Source organism: Arthrobacter sp. D5-1, assembly GCF_017357425.1.
Classification (GTDB): domain Bacteria; phylum Actinomycetota; class Actinomycetes; order Actinomycetales; family Micrococcaceae; genus Arthrobacter.
The window spans coordinates 3,977,691-3,998,891 of sequence record NZ_CP014571.1 but is presented as its reverse complement, the minus strand read 5'-3'; the positions used below and the strand labels follow the sequence as shown (position 1 = coordinate 3,998,891).

Sequence of the window (21,201 nt, the reverse complement as noted above, 5' to 3'; positions counted from 1 at the left end):
AGGTCGATATTGATCAGCATACTTACAGTATCGGGCCTTTTGAAGCGTTAATACAGAGCTTGAAGGAGGGGAGTCAGTGGATGATCCGGCCATTCTGGACGAGGTGCTCCAGGTGCTCGGAGATGTCGGCCAGCACAGCGATGTCTGCCATCGGATCGGCGTCGAGCACCAACAGGTCGGCGTCAGCGCCAGGCGCGATCACACCGATTTCCCCTTCGCGCTCCAGCAGCTCTGCCGCCGTCGTGGTTGCCGAGCGGATGGCGTCAATCGCGGGCTGAACTTTGCCCAACAGCCTGAACTGTTCGTTCTGGTGGCGGTGCATGCCGCCCAAAAGATCCGAGCCGAAGGCCATTTTGACGCCGGCCTCGTGGGCGCGTGAAATCGCTTCGAGGCCGCTGGTCAGCACGGAGTCCACTTTGCCCCACATTTCTTCGGTGAGTCCGAATTCCTTGCCCTCTTCCTTCAGCGCCCAGTACGTAACGAGCGTGGGGACCAAAAACGCGTCTTTCTCAAGGAAGAGCTTGAGGCTTTCGTCGTCCAGGAGGTTGCCGTGTTCAATCGAACGAACTCCGGCTTCCAGTGCCCGATTGATGGCTCGCGCCGTGTAGGCGTGGGCTGCGACGTAGCGGTTGGCGGCCCCGGCCTCCTCCACCGCGGCCCGCATCTCTTCCATGGAGTACTGCGTGGAGTCGATCCGATCGGTGGGGGAGGAAACTCCGCCGGATGCCATGATCTTGATATGGTGGGCGCCCTTGCGGATCTCGTCGCGGGCGGCGGCGCGGACAGCGTCAACGCCGTCCGCCACGCGTCCAATGCCGCAGCATCCACGGCCATTGGGATCGTGGTCTTCGCCCGGCAACCGCATGTCTCCGTGGCCGCCGGTTTGGCTGAGGGCGTGGCCGCAAAAGTGGATCTTGGGACCCTCCAGCAGTCCTTCCTCCTGTGCCATGGCAAGCCCGAAGTCGGCGCCGGACAGGTCGCGCACAGTAGTGAAGCCGCGCCGCAGCATGGCGCCCATGATGCGGGCAGTCTGCGCGTAGACATATGAAGCCGGCGTGTAGGTCAGCGAGCGGAAGTCGGCGCTCGAGGCGACCACATGGACGTGGGCATCGATCAGGCCGGGGATGACGAACTTGCCGGTGCCATCGATGACGCGTGCGGCTGAGGGTGCCTCGGCGGTCGGCTCGACGCTGCTGATCTTTCCATCAACGCTGACGACGTCGGCAGTTGAGTAGGTGCCTGCCTGCACGTCCAGGACGCTTGCGTTGCGGATGACCAAGGGGGTGCTTTCTGGGGTGGTGCTCATTTAAACGGTGTCCTTCGCAGGTGTTTCGGGGATTTCAGTGGGATGGGCTTCAAAGGCCTGAACGAGTTCGGTCAGGTTCGCACGGGTGACGTCGACGGCGGTTTCCACACTCTGCTGCGTGTACTTGCCTTCGGCGTCCAGGAGCGCGAGGACGCCCACCACGTTGTTCTGCTGGTCGAGGACCGGCACGTTGATCACGGCACCGCAGCCGAGCTGCTGAATGAGCGCGGAATCGGTGAAGACGCCGCGGAGTGCGGCCAGGTCTGCGGCCAGGAAGGGCGTCTTGTCCTCAATAACCGTGCCCAGCCAGCCGGGAGAGATTTCCACTGTCTTCTCGCCGCCCACCGGATAGTCGGCCGGGTGGCTGGTGAAGAGCCGTTTAAGGCTGGAGCGCTGCGGGATCCACTGCAGGGCAGTGAACAGAATGACTCCTGGCTCCTTCTGCATGGCCTCGAGGGTCTGCTGGAAGACTGCGTCCGTGTTCACAGTTATCACTTGCTTCCTGCCGCGGCCGGGTCATGTTCAGCACGGGCATTGATGTTTTCCAGGGACTTGCCCGCGGTGGAGGCGCCGAAGATCACCACGCCCAGGACGCCGATGGTCAGCACCACCGTAGTCATGGTGAACACACCGCCGAAGCCGAGGGAAGCGGCGAAGATGCCGATGATGGATGGCGCCAGAATGCTGCCCACTCGACCCACTGCGCTGGCCAGGCCAACACCCGTGGCACGCATCCATGTGGGAAAGAGTTCCGGAGTGTAGGCGTAGACGCCGGCGTAGGTGCCGTTGAGGAAGAAGGACAGTGTGGCGGCGGCCAGCAGAATCATGCCGGAATCGTTGGACTGGCTCAGCCAGAAAGCGCTGATGGCCGATCCCGCCAGGTACAGGGCGATGGTGTTCTTGCGGTCAATCCGGTCACACAACCAGGCGGCGGAGAAGTAGCCGGGGATCTGTGCCAGATAGATGAGGATGGAGAACTCGAAGCTCTTGGTAATGGTGATTCCGCGTCCAACCAGCAGGGTGGGAATCCAGGAGAAGAAGCCGTAGTAGGAGAACGTAATCACGAACCAGATCAGCCAGATCACGGCAGTCCGGCGGCGCATTGCCTTGGACCACATAAACTTCAGGGCGTTCCAGATGCTGATCTTTTGTTCGTGCTTGGTGATCTCTTCCTCTGCCGGTGGCAGGGCCGGGAGTGGTTTGCCCGTGGCTTTCACTACACTCTGCTCAAATCGGTCCACCACTTCCGTCGCCTCTGCGATGCGGCCCCGGCTGATGAGATAGCGCGGCGATTCAGGCAGGCTGCGCCGCCACCAGAGCAGGAGCAGGATGGGAACAGCGGTGATGACCTGCGCCCAGCGCCAGCCGTCCTCACCCAGTGGAACAACGAAGCGGCCGATCAGCGCTGCAGCCACGAAGCCAAAGGAGAAGAATCCGGCCAAGGTCCCAATGAACCAGCCGCGGCGCTTCGGGGGAATGAACTCAGAGAGGAACGGCGCGATGATCACGCTTTCAGCGCCAGCGCCCAATCCTGCAAAGATCCGTGCAATCAGGAAGATTTCGAAGTTGGGGGCCATGGCTGCAACCACTGACATGACGCAGTAGAAGGCCAGCGCCCAGAGCATGACCTTTTTGCGGCCGAACCGATCGCCCATCCAGCCGGCCAGAATCGCGCCGAAAAAGAAACCGAACGGGGCCGCGGAGCCCACCAGGCCGAGGCTGGCGGTGCTGAGGCCCCATAATTCCTGGATCCGTGGGAGGAGGAAGGCCACCACGGCACCGTCCATGCCGTCGAAGGAGTAGCCGAGGCCTCCGATGAGGAGAAGCTTGTAGTGTGGTCGACTGAGAGCCAGTCGATCCAAGCGTGCTGTGAGAGACATGGGGATTCCTAGCAAAGTGGGCCAAGTTGTACATTTTGAGGAATATGCACGGATCTGTGCAGATGTGATGTATCGAAGTTAAGGCCAAAGTGTGAGGTAGGTCAATAGGTGCAAGAAGATTTCGACTCGTCAACGTTGACCGAGTGGCTCGACAGCCGCGTCCAAGGGCGGAAGCTCGCGGCACGCCAAATGCAGGTCATCGGCATCCTGCGGTCCCAGCCGCGACTGGCCTCCTACGGCTCCGTCAGCGACATCGCCGCAGTGGCCGCTTCGAATGCCTCCACCGTCACCAGGACCGCGCAAACACTGGGATTCAAGGGGTGGGCGGACTTCCAGTTCGAGCTCCGGTCCCGCTTCCTGGCGTCGCTCAGCGCCCTGGAAGTCGCGGCTGAACACAATGGCCATATCAGTAGCCCTGCGCAAGCCGCGGTCTCCACGGATCGTGCCAATTTGGCCCATTTTGAACGCACCCTGGACGCCGGCTCAATCCATGCAATTGCGAAGGCTATTGCAGGTGCTCGGCAGACCTTCATTGTCGCGGCAGGCAGCTACGCTATCCCCGGCAAGGCGCTGGAGCACAATGCCATCATTGCCGGCTACAACGTGCGGCTCCTCGATGCCGATGTCGCAGCCCTCACCAATGCCATTGCACGGCTCGGTGCAGAAGATTTGGTCATTGCCATCAGCCTTTGGCGGGTCTACGACAGCACTATGCGGGCAGTGGATATTGCGCACAACCTGGGCGCGCCCATTGTTTCCATCACGGACAGCGCGGGTTCGCCTGTAGCGGTGCATGCCGATCACCGGATTGTGGTGCCCACTGAAGGCGCAGGCTTTTTCCCATCCCTGACAGGTGCCGTGGCTGCGGTCCAGGCGATCGCCGTCGAGCTTGCCTCCCTGGACCGCGAGCGTTCCAACCAGAACATCGCCGCTTCGGAGCGGACCTGGGACCAGATGCGGATCATGCATCCGCGCAGCAGTTCCTGATGGCTGTGGCTTCCTGACCTTCTTCGGGCCGACTCGAGTGCGGAATCAACCCTCTGGGGTTGCTGGCCACCCATATCAGCGGCAAAGAAGGTCAGGAAGCAGCAGGAATTACGACGCCGGGTCCTCCTGAGGTGCATCGGCCGCCGCCGGCAGCTGGTGACCGATCAGGGCCAGGTTCTGGATGACGGCCAAGCCGAACTGGGCGGTGTCGTTGGTGGAGACGGTGGGAGCCTCATCGACCGGCAGAAGCACGAACGGGGGCAGGATCTTCTTCAATGTGAAGGCCTCGGCATGGTTGAGGTTCTCCCCGCCCTCGGCAAAGCTCTCCCACGCCAACTCCGCGAGTTCCGGGGACCCCAGCTTCGCCGCGGCGTAGGCCGTGAGCCGGCTGTGTGCCTGGGTGAGGTAGATGCCGGCCAAGGGTTGCCCTACCTCCGCGACCTGCTCTTCCGGAGTGGCCAGGAACAGTCGGCAATACTGCATCCAGGCTTCCTCGAAGTCCTTGTCCGGAACCAGGCTGATCAGTTCGCTGCAGATTTCCACCAAACCGAACACGGCACTCAGGTGCGAGACGCTGATGACTTCCCGGCCGGCGTCGAACCTCCCGGCATCAAGGTCATACAGCGCTTCGCCTGTGAGGAATCCGTACTTCAGGGCGCCGATGTCTGCCATGGTTCCGAGGAGTCGATCCCGTGAGCGCGGGTTGCCGGTACGCTCCCAATCGGTCAGCCAGGTGGCGGCGAGTGAGCCCCAGTCCGTACCCAGCCCCACGCCCAGGGCGCCGCGGTCCGGGCGGTACGTATCGGCGTCGGGCCTGACTTTGCGGACTGGGTCCAAGCCGAGGAAGTTCTGGTCGCTGTCCACCAGTTCGGTGAGGAGATCGCCGGTTCGTTCATCGGCGGTCAGGTAGTAGTAGAAGCGCCGGTAGGCCGGAGTACTGATGCGCAGCTGCTTGGCGCTGCAGCCCCAGTGCTGGACGTTGTGCCGCGAACCCAATCCGCGCCACGGACCGAGGTGGTAGACATCCACCTCACCGGTGTGGCGGGTCATGGCCTCGGCGTAGCGGAAGACGTCCGCGCGGCCCGTCCGGAGGTACATGTACCAAAGCCAAAGGTCGGGCGACAGCTCGGAGTTGTCCCACGCGTAGCCACCCACGTCGTAGCGCCACACATGCCGATCGGTGTCGTAGGTGTGCATGACGTCGCCGTAGTTCCAGAATCCGTACCAGCGGCGCTGTTCGGTCTGGCCTTGATAGAAGTCGAACAGGAAGTCCAGCTTGTCTTCCAGTTCCGCCCGGGCCGGGGTGCTGCGATCCACCGGTGACCAATCCCCGAAGACCCCTGCCGCGTGCAGGTACTCAGGTGAGGGCTGCAACAGCGGGGGAGTGGACGCTGCCTTGGCATCGGCGGCGAGGCTTTCCGTGCTGGGGGTCGAGTCGTAGGCGAACAGCGTCAGCTCGTGGGTGCGTGCAATTCCTGTGGGTTTGCCGAAGCCGGGTTCGTAGTCCTCATACGTGATTTCGAGCCCCTCAAGCTGGTCCTCGAACGTGTCTTGGCCCAGGCCGTCGTGATAGAAACGGAGGTCCATCGGCTGGGCTTCGGGGGAGTAAAGCCAGGCGGTGACTTTCGCTTCCGCGGTGGCTGCCCCCCGGATGTCCAGCTGCCCCGGGTGCGACTGCCAGAAGTCCCGGATGCCAACACCGAAGCCGCCATGGACATCGCTCAGCGAGCAGAACCCGGCCGCCCTGGTGCCGCCCGAGATACCCACCCAGCCGTGGCCGGGAGCAGTCCTTTTGCGAAGGTCAAAGCCGTCGGCCGTCAGTTGCGTCAGGGTGTAGTCGTTCCAGCCCGGGATGAGGTGGAGTCGTTCGGAGACCAGTGGGCTCCACTCGCTCAGGGGCGGGGTGGGCCGGCCGGCGATCTGCGCGGCGCGTACTTCGTCGCCCGGATCCCGTCGCAGTCCAGTCAACCCGCGCACGGCCTCCACCAGGAATCCCCCGTCGGCGCCGGCGATCCTGACGTGCCTGTCATGCAGTTCGCTGTCCAGCGGCACGGTGAACGCGACGCCCAAGCCTGCCAGGAAATCCTGCTCAGCGTCGCCGTCCCAGACGAACGAGTGAATCATTCTGACGCTGCGGGCGCCCGCGTAGAAGTAGAAGCGGACGGTGAACGGGAGCCATTCTTTGGCGCCGTCTTCTTCGCGGTGCAGGCCTTCCACCTTGACCACCGCGCGCACAGGACCAGCCTGCTCCACGGTGACACTGGTGGTGTGGCCGGTGAAGCCCGTGCGGGTGGTGGTGCCGGTTCCCTCGGGCAGCCCTGACTGCAGCAGGCTCACCAGGCGGCCGTCTTTGGCCACCACCGCATCGTTGCGGCGAAGCTCGCTGAACAGGGTGTTGCCGCTCCGGTGCAGGACCATGTCCAGTGTGCCTGTAGATACGGTGATGGTGTTGTCGTCTTCGGCGACCGTCACTCCGTGTGAGCGTTCGACGACGGCTGCCGCGCCGCCGTCGTGCGTTTCGTTTGAGTGGGTGACCCGGTAAGCGGCCGCTGGCTGATCCGTGGCGCCGAGGGCAATGCCGGCCCACTTCAGGGAGCCATCGGGCCAAGTGGCCAGGGGCCAGATTTGGGCGTTGACGGTGCTGCCGCTGGAGTCGAGGACCCCCAGGACGGCTGCGTCCTGAACGGTGCCGCGTTGGAACGGCATTCCCCACGTCGTGCCGCCGCTGAGTCCGGCGGGCGGTTCGCCATCGATCCACGTGATCGGGGCGTGCTGAGTCATGGTCAATTCCACCTAAATGTTCGGGAAAACGCTTTCTTTGAGACGTTTCAACAACTTACCCGGGCGATGCGTAGGGCCGCAAGGGGTGGCCGTGTTTTGGCCATCACATCCGTTGACATCGGGCCCTTCCGGGCGTATCGTACAACCAAATGGTTGTAGATCAGCTCAGCAAAAAACCCTCCGGCGACGAACTCGACCGCCTGTTCCAGGCCCTCGCCGACGCAACCCGCCGGGACATCGTGGCCCGGGTGACGGCGGGGGAGTACTCGGTTTCCGGATTGGCTGCGCTGTACACCATGAGTTTCGCGGCCGTGCAAAAGCATGTTGCGGTCTTGGAACGGGCCTCCCTGGTGACCAAGGAGAAGCGTGGGAGGGAGCAGATTGTGCGGGGAAACCATGAGGGACTGCAGAAAGCCCGGCACCTGTTGGACCACTTCGAAATGATCTGGCGGCAACGTGCCAGCCGGATTGCGGACATACTCGCTGAAGATGACGAAAGGGAACTGCCATGACTGTTGTCAGCGTAAACAAGGATGTTGAGGCCCTGAGCTTCACCATCGTGGCCGAGTTCGATGCCGACGTGAAGCGCGTGTGGAGGATCTGGGAAGACCCCCGGCAGCTCGAACGCTGGTGGGGTCCGCCCACGTGGCCGGCCACTTTTGAGACCCACGAGTTCACCGCCGGGGGCAAGGCTGCTTATTACATGACCGGCCCGGATGGCACCAAAGCCCGCGGTTGGTGGAAGTTCACCGCCATTAACGCCCCGGATCATCTGGAATTTGACGATGGTTTCGCCGACGAGCACGGTGAGCCCGTAGACGACCTGGGCATCACCCACGCCACAGTGAAGCTTGAACCCGTGGACAACCGCACCCGAATGACCATCACCTCCAGCTTCGAATCCGAAGAGCAGATGCAGAAGATGGCTGAGATGGGCATGGAAGAAGGAATGCGGGAGGCGATCGAACAGATCGATGGCGTGCTTGCCAACGCCTGAGAACTGAACCGCATCCTAAAAGAAGCCGACGACGACGGGTGCCTCCCGCCGTCGTCGGCGTATTGTTTAAGTCCCGGCCGCCTTTCGAACGGACCAGTTACATGGCGCGATTGATCATCATGGGCCCTCCCGGTTCCGGCAAAGGCACGCAGGCGGAGCACCTTGCGCGGCATTTCGGGATACCCGCCATTTCCACGGGTGATCTTTTCCGCGCCCATGTCCGGGACAAGACGGATCTCGGCCTTGAGGCCGGTGAGTTCATGGACCGAGGTGAGTTTGTGCCGGACCACGTCACCACGGACATGCTCAAGCAGCGGATGGAAGAAGCCGATGCTGCCGATGGCTTTCTGTTGGACGGCTACCCGCGAACGGTGATCCAGATCGGCGCTTTGGACGAGATGCTCGCGGGCCGGGGACAGCCCTTGCAAGTTGTTCTGGCGCTCACGGCCTCGGACAGCGAGTTGCTGGCCCGGATGCTCCGCCGTGCTCAAGAGCAAGGTCGCAGCGATGACACCGAAGCCGTGATCCAGCGTCGGCTGGAGCTGTACCGGGACGAGACCCAGCCGGTTCTGACGGCTTACTCGAAGCGCGGGATCTTGGTGACCGTTGATGGATCCGGCGATCGGGAAGCGATCACGGCATCTGCCATAGCGGCGGTGGAGGGCGCTCTGGCAGGTTAGCCGCTGGCGGGGGCCGGAAGCTCAGCGCCGAGAGCCCGGAGGTAGGAACCGAATCCTTCGGGGGCGCGGGCGTGTGTCCTGCCTGAGGTGACCACACGGATGGTGTCCGTAGGTGTCACCGTGAAACCTTGCCGACGAAGCCGCTCCACCAAACCTCGGTCTTCGTGGGAACGCAGCAAGGGAAAGCCGCCCGCCGCGAGGTAGGCCGAGGCCCTGATGCCTAAATTGGCTCCGTAGATATGCGGGTGGTCCTCGCGGAAGGGGTGCAACTCCAGCCAGCGCCCCAAAACTACAGGGTCCACATCGGTGGGGTCCGGCTCCACCGAGCCGAGGACGGCATCGGCCCCGGCGTTTGCCAGATCGACCTGCCGCACCAGCCAGTGCCCGGGGACGGTGGAATCGGCGTCGGTGTTGGCGAGCCATACGGTTGCATCCGCGTGTTCCTCCTGCTGGAGTTGCAGGCGGTTCAGGGCTTCCCTGGCACCATGATCGCGGCTGGCACCCGTGCTGTGGAGCTTCACGGTGAGATTGTGAAAGCGGGCATCTTTGGCTCCAAACGCAGCGGAAATCGCCTCCGAACCGTCCGTGCAGTTATCCAGGACCACGGTGACTGAGGCGCCCACTCCGGGGCGTTCGCGTCCAAGGGTATCCAGTGCGGCGCGCAGTCCGGTCAGCGCCCGGCCAAGGCGCTGTTCCTCGTTGTGGGCAGGTATTACTACCGCCACGTTTCTGATTCCTGGCTGCTGTGAATGGGTCATGGTGAGCTATCCGGTGCCACCAGGACTTCCAGCATGAAGTCCTTCTCCTGGTAGAGTCCGTGCGTGGGCCAGCCGAGGTGGGTGCGTGTCATGGTGTGCACAGACTCCGCGTCCAACTCCCAGCCCGAAATCGGATGCCGCCAATGGCACAGAAGCAGTGTTCCGCCAGGCGTAGTTGAGGCCTGGATTCTTGTTAGCAGTTCGGTGAGTTCTTTCCGCGAAAGGTAATAGCCCGTTTCGGACAGCACCACCAGGTCGAACATGCCCTCAGGCCACTCATGCGGCATGGTGAGGTGCCTGACCTCCGCTGATGGGTAGCTCGCGAGACGCTCCGCTGCCTGGGCCAAGGCTGCGCTGCTGGCGTCCACTCCCAGGAATGTCCGGCAACGCCGGGCCAGCTCCTCGCTGAGTGTGCCGATGGAACAGCCCAGTTCCAACCCGGACTCATAGCTTTCCTCGGGCAGGGCCGCGAGGGTCAGCGCCCTCTTGCGGCGTTCATACCAGCTGGTGGTGTAGCTCCACGGATCCTCTTCCCTTGAATGGACTTCGTCGAAGATGCGTTCCGCATCTGCTGCGCTGTTGCTCCCAGCTGTGGAGGGATGCCAGGCGAACGTTTCCCAAGGCCGCTCGAAGTGCTCCAGAAATGTCCCGGAAAGCAAAGTCTCGTCGCCCGGTTGTCCGGACAGCGGCTCTGTTTGCGAGGCGTGGGCGTGCATTGCTTTGGCCTTGGCCTGTTGTTCTTCCTGGCTCAGGGGCACGCGGACCCAACCATTCCAGGTGGTGTCCTCAGTTCCTGCCCACAACCAGTACCAAATGGGGTATTCCAGGAGCCCGTAGCCGTTTTGTGTGGCGAGGTCCGCGGCGACCGTGCCAAGGGTGTCGTGGTCCGTATGGCCATCGGAACGGTAGGGAGCCACGATCACTACTTCCTCCGCCGCTCGCCCCGCGATGCTCTCGCTGATTGCCGCAGCAATACGGTCAGCGTTGGCAGCCAACTGTCCGTCGGGCAGTTCCAGGAACCGCCACGTCGCGCTGGGCGCCAGCCCTGACAAAGCAGTGTCGAACTCCGTGAGCCTGACAGCGGCAAGCTGTTCCGGCGTCGTGGTTGGCGAGTCTGGATGCGATGCCTCGCCCGCGGTGCACAGGATCATGTCGACTGCCGCGCCGGCTGCGTGCAGTCTGGCCAGGAAGCCGCCGGCGCCGAGTGATTCGTCGTCCGGGTGCGCGGCCAGGACAACGAACTTCCTGGCCGCAAGTTCTGCTGTATCCAGCGGCAGTTCGGGGAGGGCGGCCACTCCCGACGCTGCCCATTCCTGCTCCGACGTTCCGGTGTCAGTGTGGGAAAAGGTCACCACTGGCATTCTCCCTTCAGGGTCAGCGCGCCCAGCTGGGCGTCGTCCCGCATGGCGTGGTGCTGCCGGATGTACAGCGAGAGATCGGCCATGCGCTTTCCATACGCTTCATTGAACGCCAGCGGCGCGGGACCGAGGTTCTGCGTCACCACTGTTTGGACGCGCTCGACGGCGGCGGCAACAGTTCCGCGGATACGCAGGGCTTCGCTCCAGGCGCTGGGGCCGTTTGTGTCTGTGGGGTCTTCGCCGCGCTCGTCCAGTTCGCCGGCGTCGATTTGCTCTGCGGCTTGGGCCAGGTACCCGGTGACGGACGTGATGATCCTGTCCACCTCACCCAAGGAGGCGAGGGCGATCTGGTCCGGCTCCCTGCCATTTTCCGCGCCCTTGGCCAGTGCGCTCCTGAAATCCCTGGCCACGGCAACTGCTCCGCCGAGCCAGCACGCGGCAACGCCCATGCCGCCCCAGGCGAAACCGGGTCGGGTGAAGTACCACCTTTCGCCTCCGACCGGGGTTGCGGGGACTTGGTCGAAGTGGACGGTGCCGCTGGGAATTTCCTGGAGACCCCGGCTGGTCCACTGGGGTGTTTCGCAGGACACTCCGGGGTGCTTCAGGTTCACAGCGAATGCGGCCCGGCTGTTGTCTTCGGTGTGGGCCGTGATCACTGCACCATTCAGTTGGGCCGCGAGCGAGCACCAGGGTTTGGACCCGTTGAGGACGTAGTTCCCGGCGTTGTCCCGCTTGGCCTCGAGCTTCAAGCCGGGGCCCTCCGCAGCGAAGACTCCCCAGGCGCCATCCGGTGTAGCGGGTACGTCTGCTTGGGCAAGGATGGCCACGGCATCCAGATGTGGTTCCAGCACCCTCCCGGCCGCCACATCCACGGCTGTGACCGATGCCAGCATTTCCCAGAGCTTGGCGGTATTTCCTTCGCCGGGCTGGGGGGCCGTCATCCCGATCTCCGTAGCGATGGCAAGCAGAGCAGGGACATCGCCCACGGATTCCCGCACCTTTTCCAGCATCGGCTCGAGGGCTTGGAGCTGGACGGGCTCGGAACTGATGCGTACAGGCTGGGCTTCGGAGTCGCTCATGATCCCAAGCCTATTCTAAGGAGCCTTAGGTTATGCGTGTGGAGGGCAAGAGAACGACGGCGGGTGGTTGCCGCCGTCGTTCTTGGTGATTTGCGTGTTGTGGTTCTGGACTCTAGATGATGGTGTTCATGACGTTCCAACCGGAGCCGACCTGGACCCGGGGGAGCCAGCCCTGCTTGCCGTTACCGGGGTAGAGCCAGAGTGTCCCGGCTGAGTCGCGGGCCAGGAGATCCACATTGCCGTCGCCGTTGAAGTCGCCTGGAGTGGCTATGGCAGTCATGGCATTCCAGCCCCAACCGATTTGATCGCCCCAGCCAAAGGAAGTTCGCGGATAGCCTCTGAAACTCCATAGCGCCCCGTTGGCATCCCGGGTCACCAAATCCTCGGTCCCGTCCTTCGCGATATCTCCTATGCCGGAGATGAAGTTCATGCCATTCAGGTCTCTGCCAACCAACTCCTGGGTTAGCCAGCCGCCCCGGCCGTTGCCGCGATACTGCCACAGCTGTCCGGAGCTGTCGCGGGCAGCAACGTCGGCATTTCCATCCAGGTCAAGATCACCAATTCCCGTGATGGCGGTCATGGCGTTCCAGCCTTGGCCTACTTGCAGCCTGGCTTGCCAGCCACCCTTGCCGTTACCTGGATATAGCCATAAGACTCCGCTGGTGTCACGGGCCAGTACATCGGCTTTGCCGTCACCCGTGAAATCCCCGGGAGAGACGAGAGCTGTCATGACGTTCCAACCTTGGCCGACCTTGGATGGCGACTGCCAGCCGCCGCTGCCGTTGCCAGGATAAAGCCACAAGTCTCCACTGTTGGTACGAGCCAGGACGTCCGGTCTTTTGTCGCCGGTAAAGTCGTGCCTGATATCAGCCGGCTTGATGGTGATCGTGATGGTTGGGGTCAGTGCATCCGGGCCGTAACCGTTGCTGGCAGATATGCGGAAGCTGAAGGTTCCAGGGATGCTGGGCACGCCGGAAAGGAGTCCATTTGGATTCTGTGACACCAGAGTAAGGCCTGGGGGCAGTGCACCGCTGGCAACTTTGAACTGCGGTGTCAGGGAGCCGCTCGCCGTCATCTCATGGTGGTATCGAGCCCCCACAGAACCGCTGTTGGGAGGGAGGGTCGACGTGAATGAGGGGGCGACGTTTCTTCCATCGATGGTCCGGACCCGACTTCCACCGCGATCGGCTACGTAGATCTTGTTGGTCTTTTGGTTAATTGCCAGAGTCTCGGGATTATCGAAACCCTGTACGTGCCCGAGGACGTTTGCCTTGGTGTCGAAGACGGTTACCCGGTGCCGGTAATAGTCTGAGGCGTAGACCTTATTGGTGACCTCGTTGACGGCAATGCTGAGGTAATGGGTGCGCTCAGTCGGCGTATTGACCAGAGTCCTTGCTGTCGCATCGAGGGCTGTCAGATATTGGTTGCCTTCGTCGGCTGCATAAACCGTGTTGGTTTGGCGGTTGATTGCCATCACTCCAGGGCGGGCGTTCGACCCGGTGGGAATCATGGATATTTGGTTGGTTTGTCCGCTGAGTACGGCAAATCCCTTGGCGTCCGGGCAGCTGAAGTAGACCATATTCGTAATGGGGTTCAGGACCACGGACTGTGCCGGGGTGCCGAGGTCAAGCTGGGTGACTTTTTTACTGACCCCATCCAGGATGGCCACTTTGCTGCTCTCCCACGCGGTGGCATAGAGCTTGTTGCTTATCTCATTGATGGCGAGACTTCTGATCTCCCCATAAATTGGAATTTGGGTGACGGCCAAGCTGGCTCCGTTGATGACATAGATGCCGCCTGTTGATTCCCCGTTGGCGACGTAGAGCTCATTGGTGGTCTGATTCACCACCATTTTTTCCGGTTGGCCAACTGTTGAAATTCTTTTCGTTGCTTCCGATGCCCCGTCAATGACGGTAATGGTATAGCTGGCTGAATGAGAGACGTATATCTTGTTGGTCTTCTCATTGATGGCTACGCTCTCGGGGTAGTCTGCCACGGCGATCGACCTTGACGCCGAAGTGGCACCGTCGATGACTGTCACGGATTTCCCATACTGGTTGGCGACGTACGTCCTGTTGGTCGTGACGTTGACGGCTACGTCGTTGGGGTTGCTGCTGTTAACAATGTGATCCATGAGGGTATCGGCTTTAGCCTGTTGGCCCCCCGGGACCATCAGGAACGTCAGCGCAGTGATCACTGCCAGAAGTGCAGCGGCAACAACCCGGCCGACGCCGCTGCTGAAAGACAAAGATCTACCCAGAGCAGCCAACGGCCCAACCCCCAAAAAATCCAATGCGCGACTATCGCGTCAACCAGCGAATCCTACAGCCCGCAGAGGCCGAATTGTGATCCGCGCCGCATTGTTGCGTGCCGAGGTCTCTTACCCGCGAACGCCCCAACGATCCCTACCCCCGCGAAAGTTCCCATGGGTCCCAACATGAAGCGCATCTTCACAGCTTTTGTCACACTTGTCACATCTTGTTGTCATTAACGGTGACAGGTTCCGTAGCTTGGAAGGGTCAGCATTCCCAAGCTCAAGGAACCCCATGCCGCAGCCCAACGATTCCGCTACCGTCCCTACTGACTCGCACAGCCCGCCGGGAAAGAACCCGGGCAAAGGTACAGCCAAGCCAAGTTTCATCAGCAACCTCGGCGCGGACCTTCCCGCGTCCCTAGTAGTCTTCCTCGTCGCACTCCCACTGTCGCTGGGTATCGCCGCCGCCTCCGGAGCTCCTGTCATGGCCGGCCTCATCGCCGCGGCCGTGGGCGGCATCGTCGCAGGCAGCCTGGGTGGCTCCCCACTGCAGGTGAGCGGCCCCGCTGCCGGCCTGACCGTCGTCGTCGCCGGTCTTGTGGACGAATTCGGCTGGGCGGTGACGTGTGCCATTACAGTCGGTGCCGGCGTCGTGCAGTTACTCATGGGTGTCAGCCGCATTGGCCGGGCCGCGCTGGCAGTGTCGCCCGTGGTGGTCAAGGCGATGCTCGCGGGCATTGGCATCACCATCATCCTGCAGCAACTCCACGTGCTGCTCGGCGGCCAAGCTGCTGGGTCCGCCGTCGAAAACCTCACGGCATTGCCGGCGGCCATCACCAACGTGGAGCTGCACTCGGCGTTGCTGGGTCTTGCTGTTGTCGCGATCCTGATGGCCTGGAAGTTCCTCACGGCGTCGGTGCGAAAGATCCCCGGACCGCTCGCCGCCGTCGTCGCAGTCACGGCCCTGTCCGTCGCGGTGGCGCCAGGCGTTGAGCGCATCAGCTTCAGCGGCTCCATCTTCGACGCCGTCGCGTTGCCAAGCCTGCCCGACGGCACCTGGCGGGCAGCGTCCATGGCCGTCATCACGGTGGCCCTGATCGCGAGCATCGAGTCGCTCCTGTCCGCCGTCGCCGTCGACAAAATGCACGGCGGTTCGCGCACCAACCTCAACCGCGAACTGGTGGGCCAAGGCTCCGCGAACGTTGTCTCCGGCATGCTCGGCGGACTTCCGGTGACCGGCGTGATTGTCCGCAGCGCCACCAATGTTGAAGCCGGCGCGAAAAGCCGCATCTCCGCCATCCTGCACGGCGTCTGGGTCCTCGTCTTCTCCGCACTGTTCGCCGGGCTGATCCAACTGATTCCGCTGTCGGTGCTGGCCGGCCTGCTGCTGGTCATCGGCGCGAAGCTCATCAAGGTTGCCGACATCCGCACCAGCCTCCGTACCGGCGAGCTCCTGGTCTACAGCGTCACGCTGGTGTGCGTCGTGGTGCTCAACCTCCTCGAAGGCGTGATCATCGGCCTGGCCCTCGCCGCCCTCTGCGTGCTGTGGAGGGTTCTCCGGGCGCAGATCAATGCCCATGCGCCCGCCGGTGCTGCCCTTCCGTGGCGCGTTGTCATCGCCGGATCGTGCAGCTTCTTCGCGCTGCCCCGGCTCAACCGCGTCCTCCACTCAGTGCCCGAAGGCCAGGACGCCGTGGTGGAGCTCAACGCAGACTACCTGGACCACGCCTTTCGCGAAGCGTTGGTCGCCTGGCAGAAGCAGCATCGGAGCACGGGCGCCTCGGTAATCCTTGAGGAACACGGCACCACCGCCTTCACCGATGCCGAGGACAACACCCCGCAGCGGCAGGACCCGCGCGAATTCCCGCTGCCGCCGCGCACGTCCTGGCTGCCGCCCGGTGACAATCCAACAGCGGACGACGACGGCGGGCAGCCGCCGCTGCGGTCCATCCTCCTGGGCATCGACAAATACCATCGCCGGCACGCTGACAAGGTCCGCCCCCTGGTTCAGGACCTCACCGAAAGCCAGAACCCGGACACGCTGTTCGTGGCGTGCGTCGACTCCCGCGTCAACCCCAACCTGATCACCAGCAGCGGACCGGGTGACCTTCTCACGCTCCGCAACATTGGCAACGTGGTGTGCAGCGATGGCCGTGATGCCTCCATTGATTCAACGCTGTCATTTGCGGTCAAGGCGCTGTCCGTGGATTCGATCGTTATTTGCGGGCACTCCAACTGCGGCGCAATGAAGGCCGTCATTGCTGATGCAGAGGGTTCTGCCCCTGCCCTGGGTACGGGCTTTAATACCTGGCTGGAGCACGCACGGCCCAGCTACTCGGCGTTGCTCGCCGGCCATCCTGTTGCCCGCGCGGCCGAGGCCGAGGGCTACAGCCGGCTGGACCAGCTGAGCATGGTGAACATTGCCGTGCAGCTCCGGAAGCTGGAGGACCACCCCGTCACTGGGCCAGTCCTTGCCTCGGGCAGCGTGCAAGCCACAGGGCTGTTCTACGACATCTGCACCGCCCGGGTAGTGCTGGTGACGCCTGAGGGTATCGAACAGTTGGATCCGGGCATGGCTGTTCGTTCCTAGTTTTTTCGCCGGACCACCACCACCCATTTCGGGCACCGAACGGCCCCTGACACGCCTGTTGGCGGCGTGTCGGGGGTCGTTGCGGTTTCAAAGCAGGTGGTGGGGGTACGTGCCCCAACCACGGCAACGTGCGGAATACTGGAATCACGATGTCCGGCAGGCGAGGGCTGCCGTGCGAGGAGGTGGCAGGACGTGAACGCCGAGAATAACGTCTTCAGGCGCAGGCTTGAGCGCGGCGCCGAACTGCGGGCAGTCCGGTCATGGGGCGGCAACGCGGAAGAAGACGCAGAGCTCGAGGCCGCCGACGCCGAGGAACGCGAGAAACGCCGCAAAGTGGACGACGCCGCGCGGGTCGAGTACCTCATCCGGGACGCCATGAACCAAGGCAAGTTCGACAACCTGAAATACGCCGGAAAACCAATCCCCGGGCTGGGGGAGCACTACGATCCCGACTGGTGGGTCAAAGGCCTCATCCAACGCGAACGCCTCAGCGGGATCGGTCCGCCGGCCATTCTGCTCCGGATCGAGGACTCCGAGCTCGACGCCAAGCTGGACCAGCAGTACACGGACAAACAGGTCCGGGACATTCTTGAGGACTTCAACAAACGCGTGATCGAGGCCAGGCGGCAACTTCAGGGCGGGCCTCCGGTGATCACCAAGCTCCGCGACGTGGACGCTGAACTGGAAAAATGGCGGGAACGCAGGTCAGCCGCAGCTCCGCCGGAGCCGGAACCCGAGCAGCCGGGCAAGCGGACGTGGTGGCAGCGGATCTGGAACGGCTCCGGCTAGCCCAACTAGGTAACAGCAAACGTCCCAATCAGCCCTCAGTGGTGCGTTTGCTGTCACCTACTTGGGTGGGCGGGCGCTGTTTGGTGAGGGTGCCGTTAGGCGAAGCTGTCTTCCTTGGCCTCTTCGGGCTTCCGCCTGATCAAAGCAGACAGGTGCGCCTGCTGCTGACGGAAGTGGCCGTGGGCGGTGAGGCCGAACTCGTAGGCGGACTCGGCGTGCTGGGTGAGGTCAACACCGGTGATTTCGTGCTCGTGGGCAACACGGAAGCCGATGGTCCTGTGGATGGCCCGGCCGATGACCAGAGTGCCCAGGCCCGAGAGCGCCATGGTGACCAAGACGGCCACGGTCTGCGCGATCAACTGCTGGGGGCCGCCGCCGTAGAAGAGGCCGCCGGCCGTCCCCTCGGTGGGGAAGGCGATGAAGCCGAGGGAGATCGTGCCGATGACGCCGGCCCCGAAGTGAACGCCCACAACGTCGAGGGAGTCGTCGAAGCCAAACTTGTACTTCAGGTCAACGAACACTGCGCAGGCAGCGCCGGCCACCAAGCCCAGGCCGAGAGCTGCGAGCGGGGTGATGTTCGCGCAGGACGGGGTGATGGCTACAAGGCCCGCCACTACGCCGGACGCTGCGCCCAAGGACGTGGGGTGACCGTGACGGATCTTCTCCACCACCAGCCAGCTCAGCATGGCCGCGGCCGGGGTGACCAGGGTGTTGACCCAGATGAGGCCTGCCTGCTCCACCGTGGCGGCGGCTCCGCCGTTGAATCCGAACCAGCCGAACCAGAGGATGGCTGCGCCGATCATGATGAACGGCACGTTATGTGGGCGGTGGTTGGGGTCCTTGGCGAATCCGTGACGCTTTCCCACGATCAGTGCGAGGACGAAAGCGGCGGTTCCGGAGCTGACCTCAACCACTGCGCCACCAGCGAAGTCGATGACCTGGCCGAAGATCTGGGTGAGGGCGCCCCCTGCACTCATGAGGCCACCGCCCCAGATCATGTAAGCAAGCGGGCAGTAAACCACCGTCACCCAGATCGGTACGAACAAAGCCCAGGCGCCGAATTTGGCACGGTCGGCGATGGCACCGCTGATGAGGGCCACGGTAATGATGGCGAACGTAGCAGCGAAGCCTGCCTTGATGAGGTCCGGCGAACCCATGAGGTCCTGCAGGCCGAAGTGTGCGAATGGGTTGCCGAACAGGCCGAGGAAGCCGTCGCCGGTGGTCATCGAGTAGCCCCACAGGACCCAGACAACACCAACGATGCCGGCCGAGATGAAGCTCATCATGATCATGTTCAGAGCTGCCTTGGCGCGGGTCATGCCGCCGTAGAACAGGCCGAGGCCCGGGGTCATGAATAGCACCATCGCCGATGACAACATCAGCCAGACGTGTTGCGCAGAGATCTCCACCTGCGTTCCCTTCAAGCTTGTCCGAAACGGGGCCGTTGTTGCACGGCCCACACCAACCCCCCGATCAATGTTCGGTGAGCTATGTTTCCGACTCAGAAGAGCTAAGTTGCAGGTAAGTTACAGAAATCCACTGTTCGTGAAGATCACGTCACCGGCGTGTTTCGGGAATGTTAACGGCGCTTCTCGCGACCCCCGGCAGGGTAGCCGCCGCGACGGCTGGCAATGATGATCACCAGCGCAACCGCAGTGGGAACCGCGGCGGCCAAGGGCACCAGGTGCGCACCGACGGTGGTGAGGGCGAAGGCTCCGTACACAGCACCGATGGCGATCCCCAGTTGGATGGTTACCACAGTCAGCCCGTTGGCAGCATCCTTGTGCTCACCGCCCGCACGGAGAATCGCCGCCTGGTTGTAGATGCCCACCGCTCCGAACGCGATGCCCCAGAGCGTCATCAGTCCAAACGCGCCCACCCAGGTGCCGCCCAGCGCGGGCAGCAGGGCGAAAGCAAGGGTCAAGAGTCCGACGGCGGCAATCACCGAGGTGCGCGGGCGGGAGTCCGCGGTCATGCCGGCAATCCAGATACCCACCAGGCTGGCGATGCCCACCACGGAAAGGGACAGGCTCGTAGCGGATTCCGGCAGTCCGGAGGCGAGGAGGAACGGGGCAACGTAGGTGAAGAGTGTGAAGTGGGCCAGCAGCAGGAGCGGCCATGCGATGGCGATGGCGATGACGCCGGGCAGTTTCATGGCTGCTCGGAGGGATGGGGTCTTCTGGCTGGCTTGGTCATGGGCGCCGGGGAGCAGCCAAAAAGCCAAGACAGCCAGCAACACACCAACTCCGGCCAGGACCAGGAACGAGGCGCGCCAGGTCATGAGCGAACCCATCAGCGTTCCGATGGGAGCACCGACGGCCAACGCGATGCTGTTGCCGCTGAAGACCACAGCCATGGCCTTGCCCACGGAATGTGCGGGGACGATGCGGGCCACATACGGTGCCATGCTGGACCACAACATGCCGTGGGCGATGCCGCCAAGGAGCCTCGCCCCGATCGCCCAACCCAAGGATGGGCTGAAAGCGAGGAGCACGTTGCTCAGGGCAAAGGCCAGCACGGTGGCAATGAGCAGGGTCTTCCGGGGAAGCCGCCCGGCCAGGAACCGGGACAACGGGAGGGCCGTGAAAACGATGATGGCCGCATAGACCGCGGTCAGCGAACCCACCGCCGACTCGTCCACTCCGAGGTCGCGGCTGATTTGGGGAAGCAGGCCTGAGGGCAGGAGTTCTGTGGTCACAGCCGTGAACCCTGCCGCAGCCAGAACCAGAAGGCCACCCCACGGGATCTTCTTGGGGAGTTGCGGTGCAGCAACTGACGCCTTGGGCGATTGCGTGCCGACGACCAGAGGGTCCTGCTTCAAAGATTGCTCCTCAGAAATGAGTCATAGGTGTGTCATAGGGGTCCCTACCAACGTTATGCAGCCACGGCGATGCAAGGGAGTCTCTGTCAGAAACCCCCTTCGGGCCAACACACTTTGTTCGTCAGGCATTCCTCGCGCAGACTGGGCCTGTGAAGCCCTTCCTTTTGCTGGCCACCCGCGCCGAAGACGCAGCAGCCGATGACGAATACCAGGCCTACCTCCGCTACTGCGGCCTGAAACCGGAAGAATTGGTCCGTATCCGGCTGGAATCCGGGCCTTTGCCGGCGCTTGAACTGTCGGACTATTCCGGGGTGATTGTTGGCGGCAGCCCCTATACGTCCAGCGATCCTGTGGAGGAGAAGAGCTCCGACCAGATCCGGGTTGAGACGGAACTCTCATCCCTTCTGGACCGGATAGTGGCCGAGGACTTCCCGTTCCTTGGTGCCTGCTACGGCGTCGGGACCCTGGGTGTTCACCAAGGGGCCACGATTGACCGCCGCTTTGGCGAGCCTGTGGGGCCCACGGAGATCACGCTCACCGCCGACGGGGAACGTGACCCCATGCTTCGGGGCGTCCCACGCACCTTCGACGCCTTTGTAGGTCACAAGGAAGCGTGCAGCGAACTACCCGGACATGCAGTGCTGTTGGCCAGCTCAGCTGCCTGCCCGGTGCACATGTTCCGCATCAAAAACAACCTCTACGCCACACAATTCCACCCGGAACTGGATGCTGACGGGATCATCACGCGCATCAACATCTACAAGAACGCAGGCTATTTCCCGCCCCACGAGGCCGATGAACTCATCGCCGCTGCCCTTGAATCATCCGTGACGGAACCCATGCGGGTTCTCAGGAACTTCACCGAGCTCTACGCCCGCTAGCCCATCCGTTGTGGGGGCCCGCTCTGCGCCCTATTTCGGG

The 21,201-nt window shown here is 62.9% G+C and carries 17 protein-coding genes; 7 read left to right on the top strand and 10 right to left on the bottom strand.

Going from position 1 to position 21,201, the window contains the following annotated elements; all coding sequences use genetic code 11:
• Positions 1–73 precede the first annotated feature (73 nt).
• Genes AYX22_RS18355 through AYX22_RS18345 form a run of 3 tightly spaced genes read right to left on the bottom strand, consistent with a single transcriptional unit; the run spans position 74 to position 3,186 of the window.
• Positions 74–1,306 (bottom strand): amidohydrolase family protein, encoded by a 1,233-nt coding sequence (locus tag AYX22_RS18355; RefSeq protein ID WP_207594787.1) that lies wholly within the window; start codon positions 1,304–1,306, stop codon positions 74–76.
• A complete protein-coding gene (locus AYX22_RS18350; protein WP_242703400.1) occupies positions 1,307–1,801 on the bottom strand; it encodes a GAF domain-containing protein in 495 nt (164 codons plus the stop codon). It abuts the gene before it with no gap.
• A complete protein-coding gene (locus AYX22_RS18345) occupies positions 1,798–3,186 on the bottom strand; it encodes an MFS transporter (RefSeq protein WP_207594785.1) in 1,389 nt (462 codons plus the stop codon). Before AYX22_RS18345 ends, AYX22_RS18350 begins: the two co-directional genes overlap by 4 nt.
• 108 nt (positions 3,187–3,294) lie before the next feature.
• On the opposite strand from AYX22_RS18345, the gene AYX22_RS18340 reads away from it, so the two are divergent.
• Positions 3,295–4,173 (top strand): MurR/RpiR family transcriptional regulator, encoded by an 879-nt coding sequence (locus AYX22_RS18340; protein WP_207594783.1) that lies wholly within the window; start codon positions 3,295–3,297, stop codon positions 4,171–4,173.
• A gap of 108 nt (positions 4,174–4,281) precedes the next feature.
• Here the strand turns inward: AYX22_RS18340 and AYX22_RS18335 are convergent, their stop codons facing one another.
• Positions 4,282–6,954 (bottom strand): Tat pathway signal sequence domain protein, encoded by a 2,673-nt coding sequence (locus AYX22_RS18335; RefSeq protein ID WP_207594780.1) that lies wholly within the window; start codon positions 6,952–6,954, stop codon positions 4,282–4,284.
• A gap of 149 nt (positions 6,955–7,103) precedes the next feature.
• Between AYX22_RS18335 and AYX22_RS18330 the strand changes: the two genes are divergently transcribed.
• From AYX22_RS18330 to AYX22_RS18320, 3 genes are all read left to right on the top strand, one after another.
• A complete protein-coding gene (locus tag AYX22_RS18330; RefSeq protein ID WP_207594778.1) occupies positions 7,104–7,466 on the top strand; it encodes a metalloregulator ArsR/SmtB family transcription factor in 363 nt (120 codons plus the stop codon).
• Positions 7,463–7,951 (top strand): SRPBCC domain-containing protein, encoded by a 489-nt coding sequence (locus AYX22_RS18325; protein WP_207594776.1) that lies wholly within the window; start codon positions 7,463–7,465, stop codon positions 7,949–7,951. The genes AYX22_RS18330 and AYX22_RS18325 overlap by 4 nt, the downstream gene beginning before the upstream one ends.
• A 101-nt stretch (positions 7,952–8,052) precedes the next feature.
• The gene (locus AYX22_RS18320) at positions 8,053–8,631 is read left to right on the top strand and encodes an adenylate kinase (protein WP_207594774.1); all 579 of its coding nucleotides are present in this window, start codon (positions 8,053–8,055) and stop codon (positions 8,629–8,631) included.
• Here AYX22_RS18320 and AYX22_RS18315 read toward each other — a convergent pair.
• The 4 genes from AYX22_RS18315 to AYX22_RS18300 form a co-directional block, all read right to left on the bottom strand.
• Positions 8,628–9,356 (bottom strand): glycosyltransferase, encoded by a 729-nt coding sequence (locus AYX22_RS18315; RefSeq protein ID WP_347565690.1) that lies wholly within the window; start codon positions 9,354–9,356, stop codon positions 8,628–8,630. The genes AYX22_RS18320 and AYX22_RS18315 overlap by 4 nt on opposite strands.
• Positions 9,357–9,385: 29 nt before the next feature.
• Complete coding sequence (locus tag AYX22_RS18310) at positions 9,386–10,744, bottom strand: bifunctional PIG-L family deacetylase/class I SAM-dependent methyltransferase (protein WP_207594770.1); 1,359 nt, start codon at positions 10,742–10,744, stop codon at positions 9,386–9,388.
• Positions 10,738–11,826: an acyl-CoA dehydrogenase family protein gene (locus AYX22_RS18305; protein ID WP_207594768.1), complete on the bottom strand. Its 1,089-nt coding sequence runs from the start codon at positions 11,824–11,826 to the stop codon at positions 10,738–10,740. The genes AYX22_RS18310 and AYX22_RS18305 overlap by 7 nt, the downstream gene beginning before the upstream one ends.
• A 112-nt stretch (positions 11,827–11,938) precedes the next feature.
• Positions 11,939–14,074, bottom strand: a complete 2,136-nt coding sequence (locus AYX22_RS18300) for an FG-GAP-like repeat-containing protein (RefSeq protein ID WP_207594766.1) — start codon at positions 14,072–14,074, stop codon at positions 11,939–11,941.
• Positions 14,075–14,372: 298 nt separating this feature from the next.
• Between AYX22_RS18300 and AYX22_RS18295 the strand changes: the two genes are divergently transcribed.
• Positions 14,373–16,670, top strand: a complete 2,298-nt coding sequence (locus AYX22_RS18295; protein ID WP_207594764.1) for a bifunctional SulP family inorganic anion transporter/carbonic anhydrase — start codon at positions 14,373–14,375, stop codon at positions 16,668–16,670.
• A 192-nt stretch (positions 16,671–16,862) separates the two neighbouring features.
• Positions 16,863–17,459: a DUF1992 domain-containing protein gene (locus AYX22_RS18290; protein ID WP_207594762.1), complete on the top strand. Its 597-nt coding sequence runs from the start codon at positions 16,863–16,865 to the stop codon at positions 17,457–17,459.
• 95 nt (positions 17,460–17,554) lie between these two features.
• Here the strand turns inward: AYX22_RS18290 and AYX22_RS18285 are convergent, their stop codons facing one another.
• Positions 17,555–18,868 (bottom strand): ammonium transporter, encoded by a 1,314-nt coding sequence (locus AYX22_RS18285; RefSeq protein ID WP_207594760.1) that lies wholly within the window; start codon positions 18,866–18,868, stop codon positions 17,555–17,557.
• Positions 18,869–19,038: 170 nt separating this feature from the next.
• Positions 19,039–20,265 carry an MFS transporter gene (locus AYX22_RS18280; RefSeq protein WP_207597646.1) on the bottom strand — a complete coding sequence of 409 codons (1,227 nt, stop codon included), beginning with the start codon at positions 20,263–20,265 and terminating at the stop codon, positions 19,039–19,041.
• A gap of 164 nt (positions 20,266–20,429) precedes the next feature.
• Between AYX22_RS18280 and AYX22_RS18275 the strand changes: the two genes are divergently transcribed.
• The gene (locus AYX22_RS18275; RefSeq protein WP_207594758.1) at positions 20,430–21,161 is read left to right on the top strand and encodes a glutamine amidotransferase; all 732 of its coding nucleotides are present in this window, start codon (positions 20,430–20,432) and stop codon (positions 21,159–21,161) included.
• Positions 21,162–21,201 lie beyond the last annotated feature (40 nt).

Excerpts from the sequence above, each read along its gene's own strand:
- AYX22_RS18355 (WP_207594787.1), bottom strand. The coding sequence starts at position 1,306 with ATGAGCACCACCCCAGAAAGCACCCCCTTGGTCATCCGCAACGCAAGC.
- AYX22_RS18345 (WP_207594785.1), bottom strand. The coding sequence starts at position 3,186 with ATGTCTCTCACAGCACGCTTGGATCGACTGGCTCTCAGTCGACCACAC.
- AYX22_RS18335 (WP_207594780.1), bottom strand. The coding sequence starts at position 6,954 with ATGACTCAGCACGCCCCGATCACGTGGATCGATGGCGAACCGCCCGCC.
- AYX22_RS18330 (WP_207594778.1), top strand. The coding sequence starts at position 7,104 with ATGGTTGTAGATCAGCTCAGCAAAAAACCCTCCGGCGACGAACTCGAC.
- AYX22_RS18325 (WP_207594776.1), top strand. The coding sequence starts at position 7,463 with ATGACTGTTGTCAGCGTAAACAAGGATGTTGAGGCCCTGAGCTTCACC.
- AYX22_RS18320 (WP_207594774.1), top strand. The coding sequence starts at position 8,053 with ATGGCGCGATTGATCATCATGGGCCCTCCCGGTTCCGGCAAAGGCACG.
- AYX22_RS18305 (WP_207594768.1), bottom strand. The coding sequence starts at position 11,826 with ATGAGCGACTCCGAAGCCCAGCCTGTACGCATCAGTTCCGAGCCCGTC.
- AYX22_RS18295 (WP_207594764.1), top strand. The coding sequence starts at position 14,373 with ATGCCGCAGCCCAACGATTCCGCTACCGTCCCTACTGACTCGCACAGC.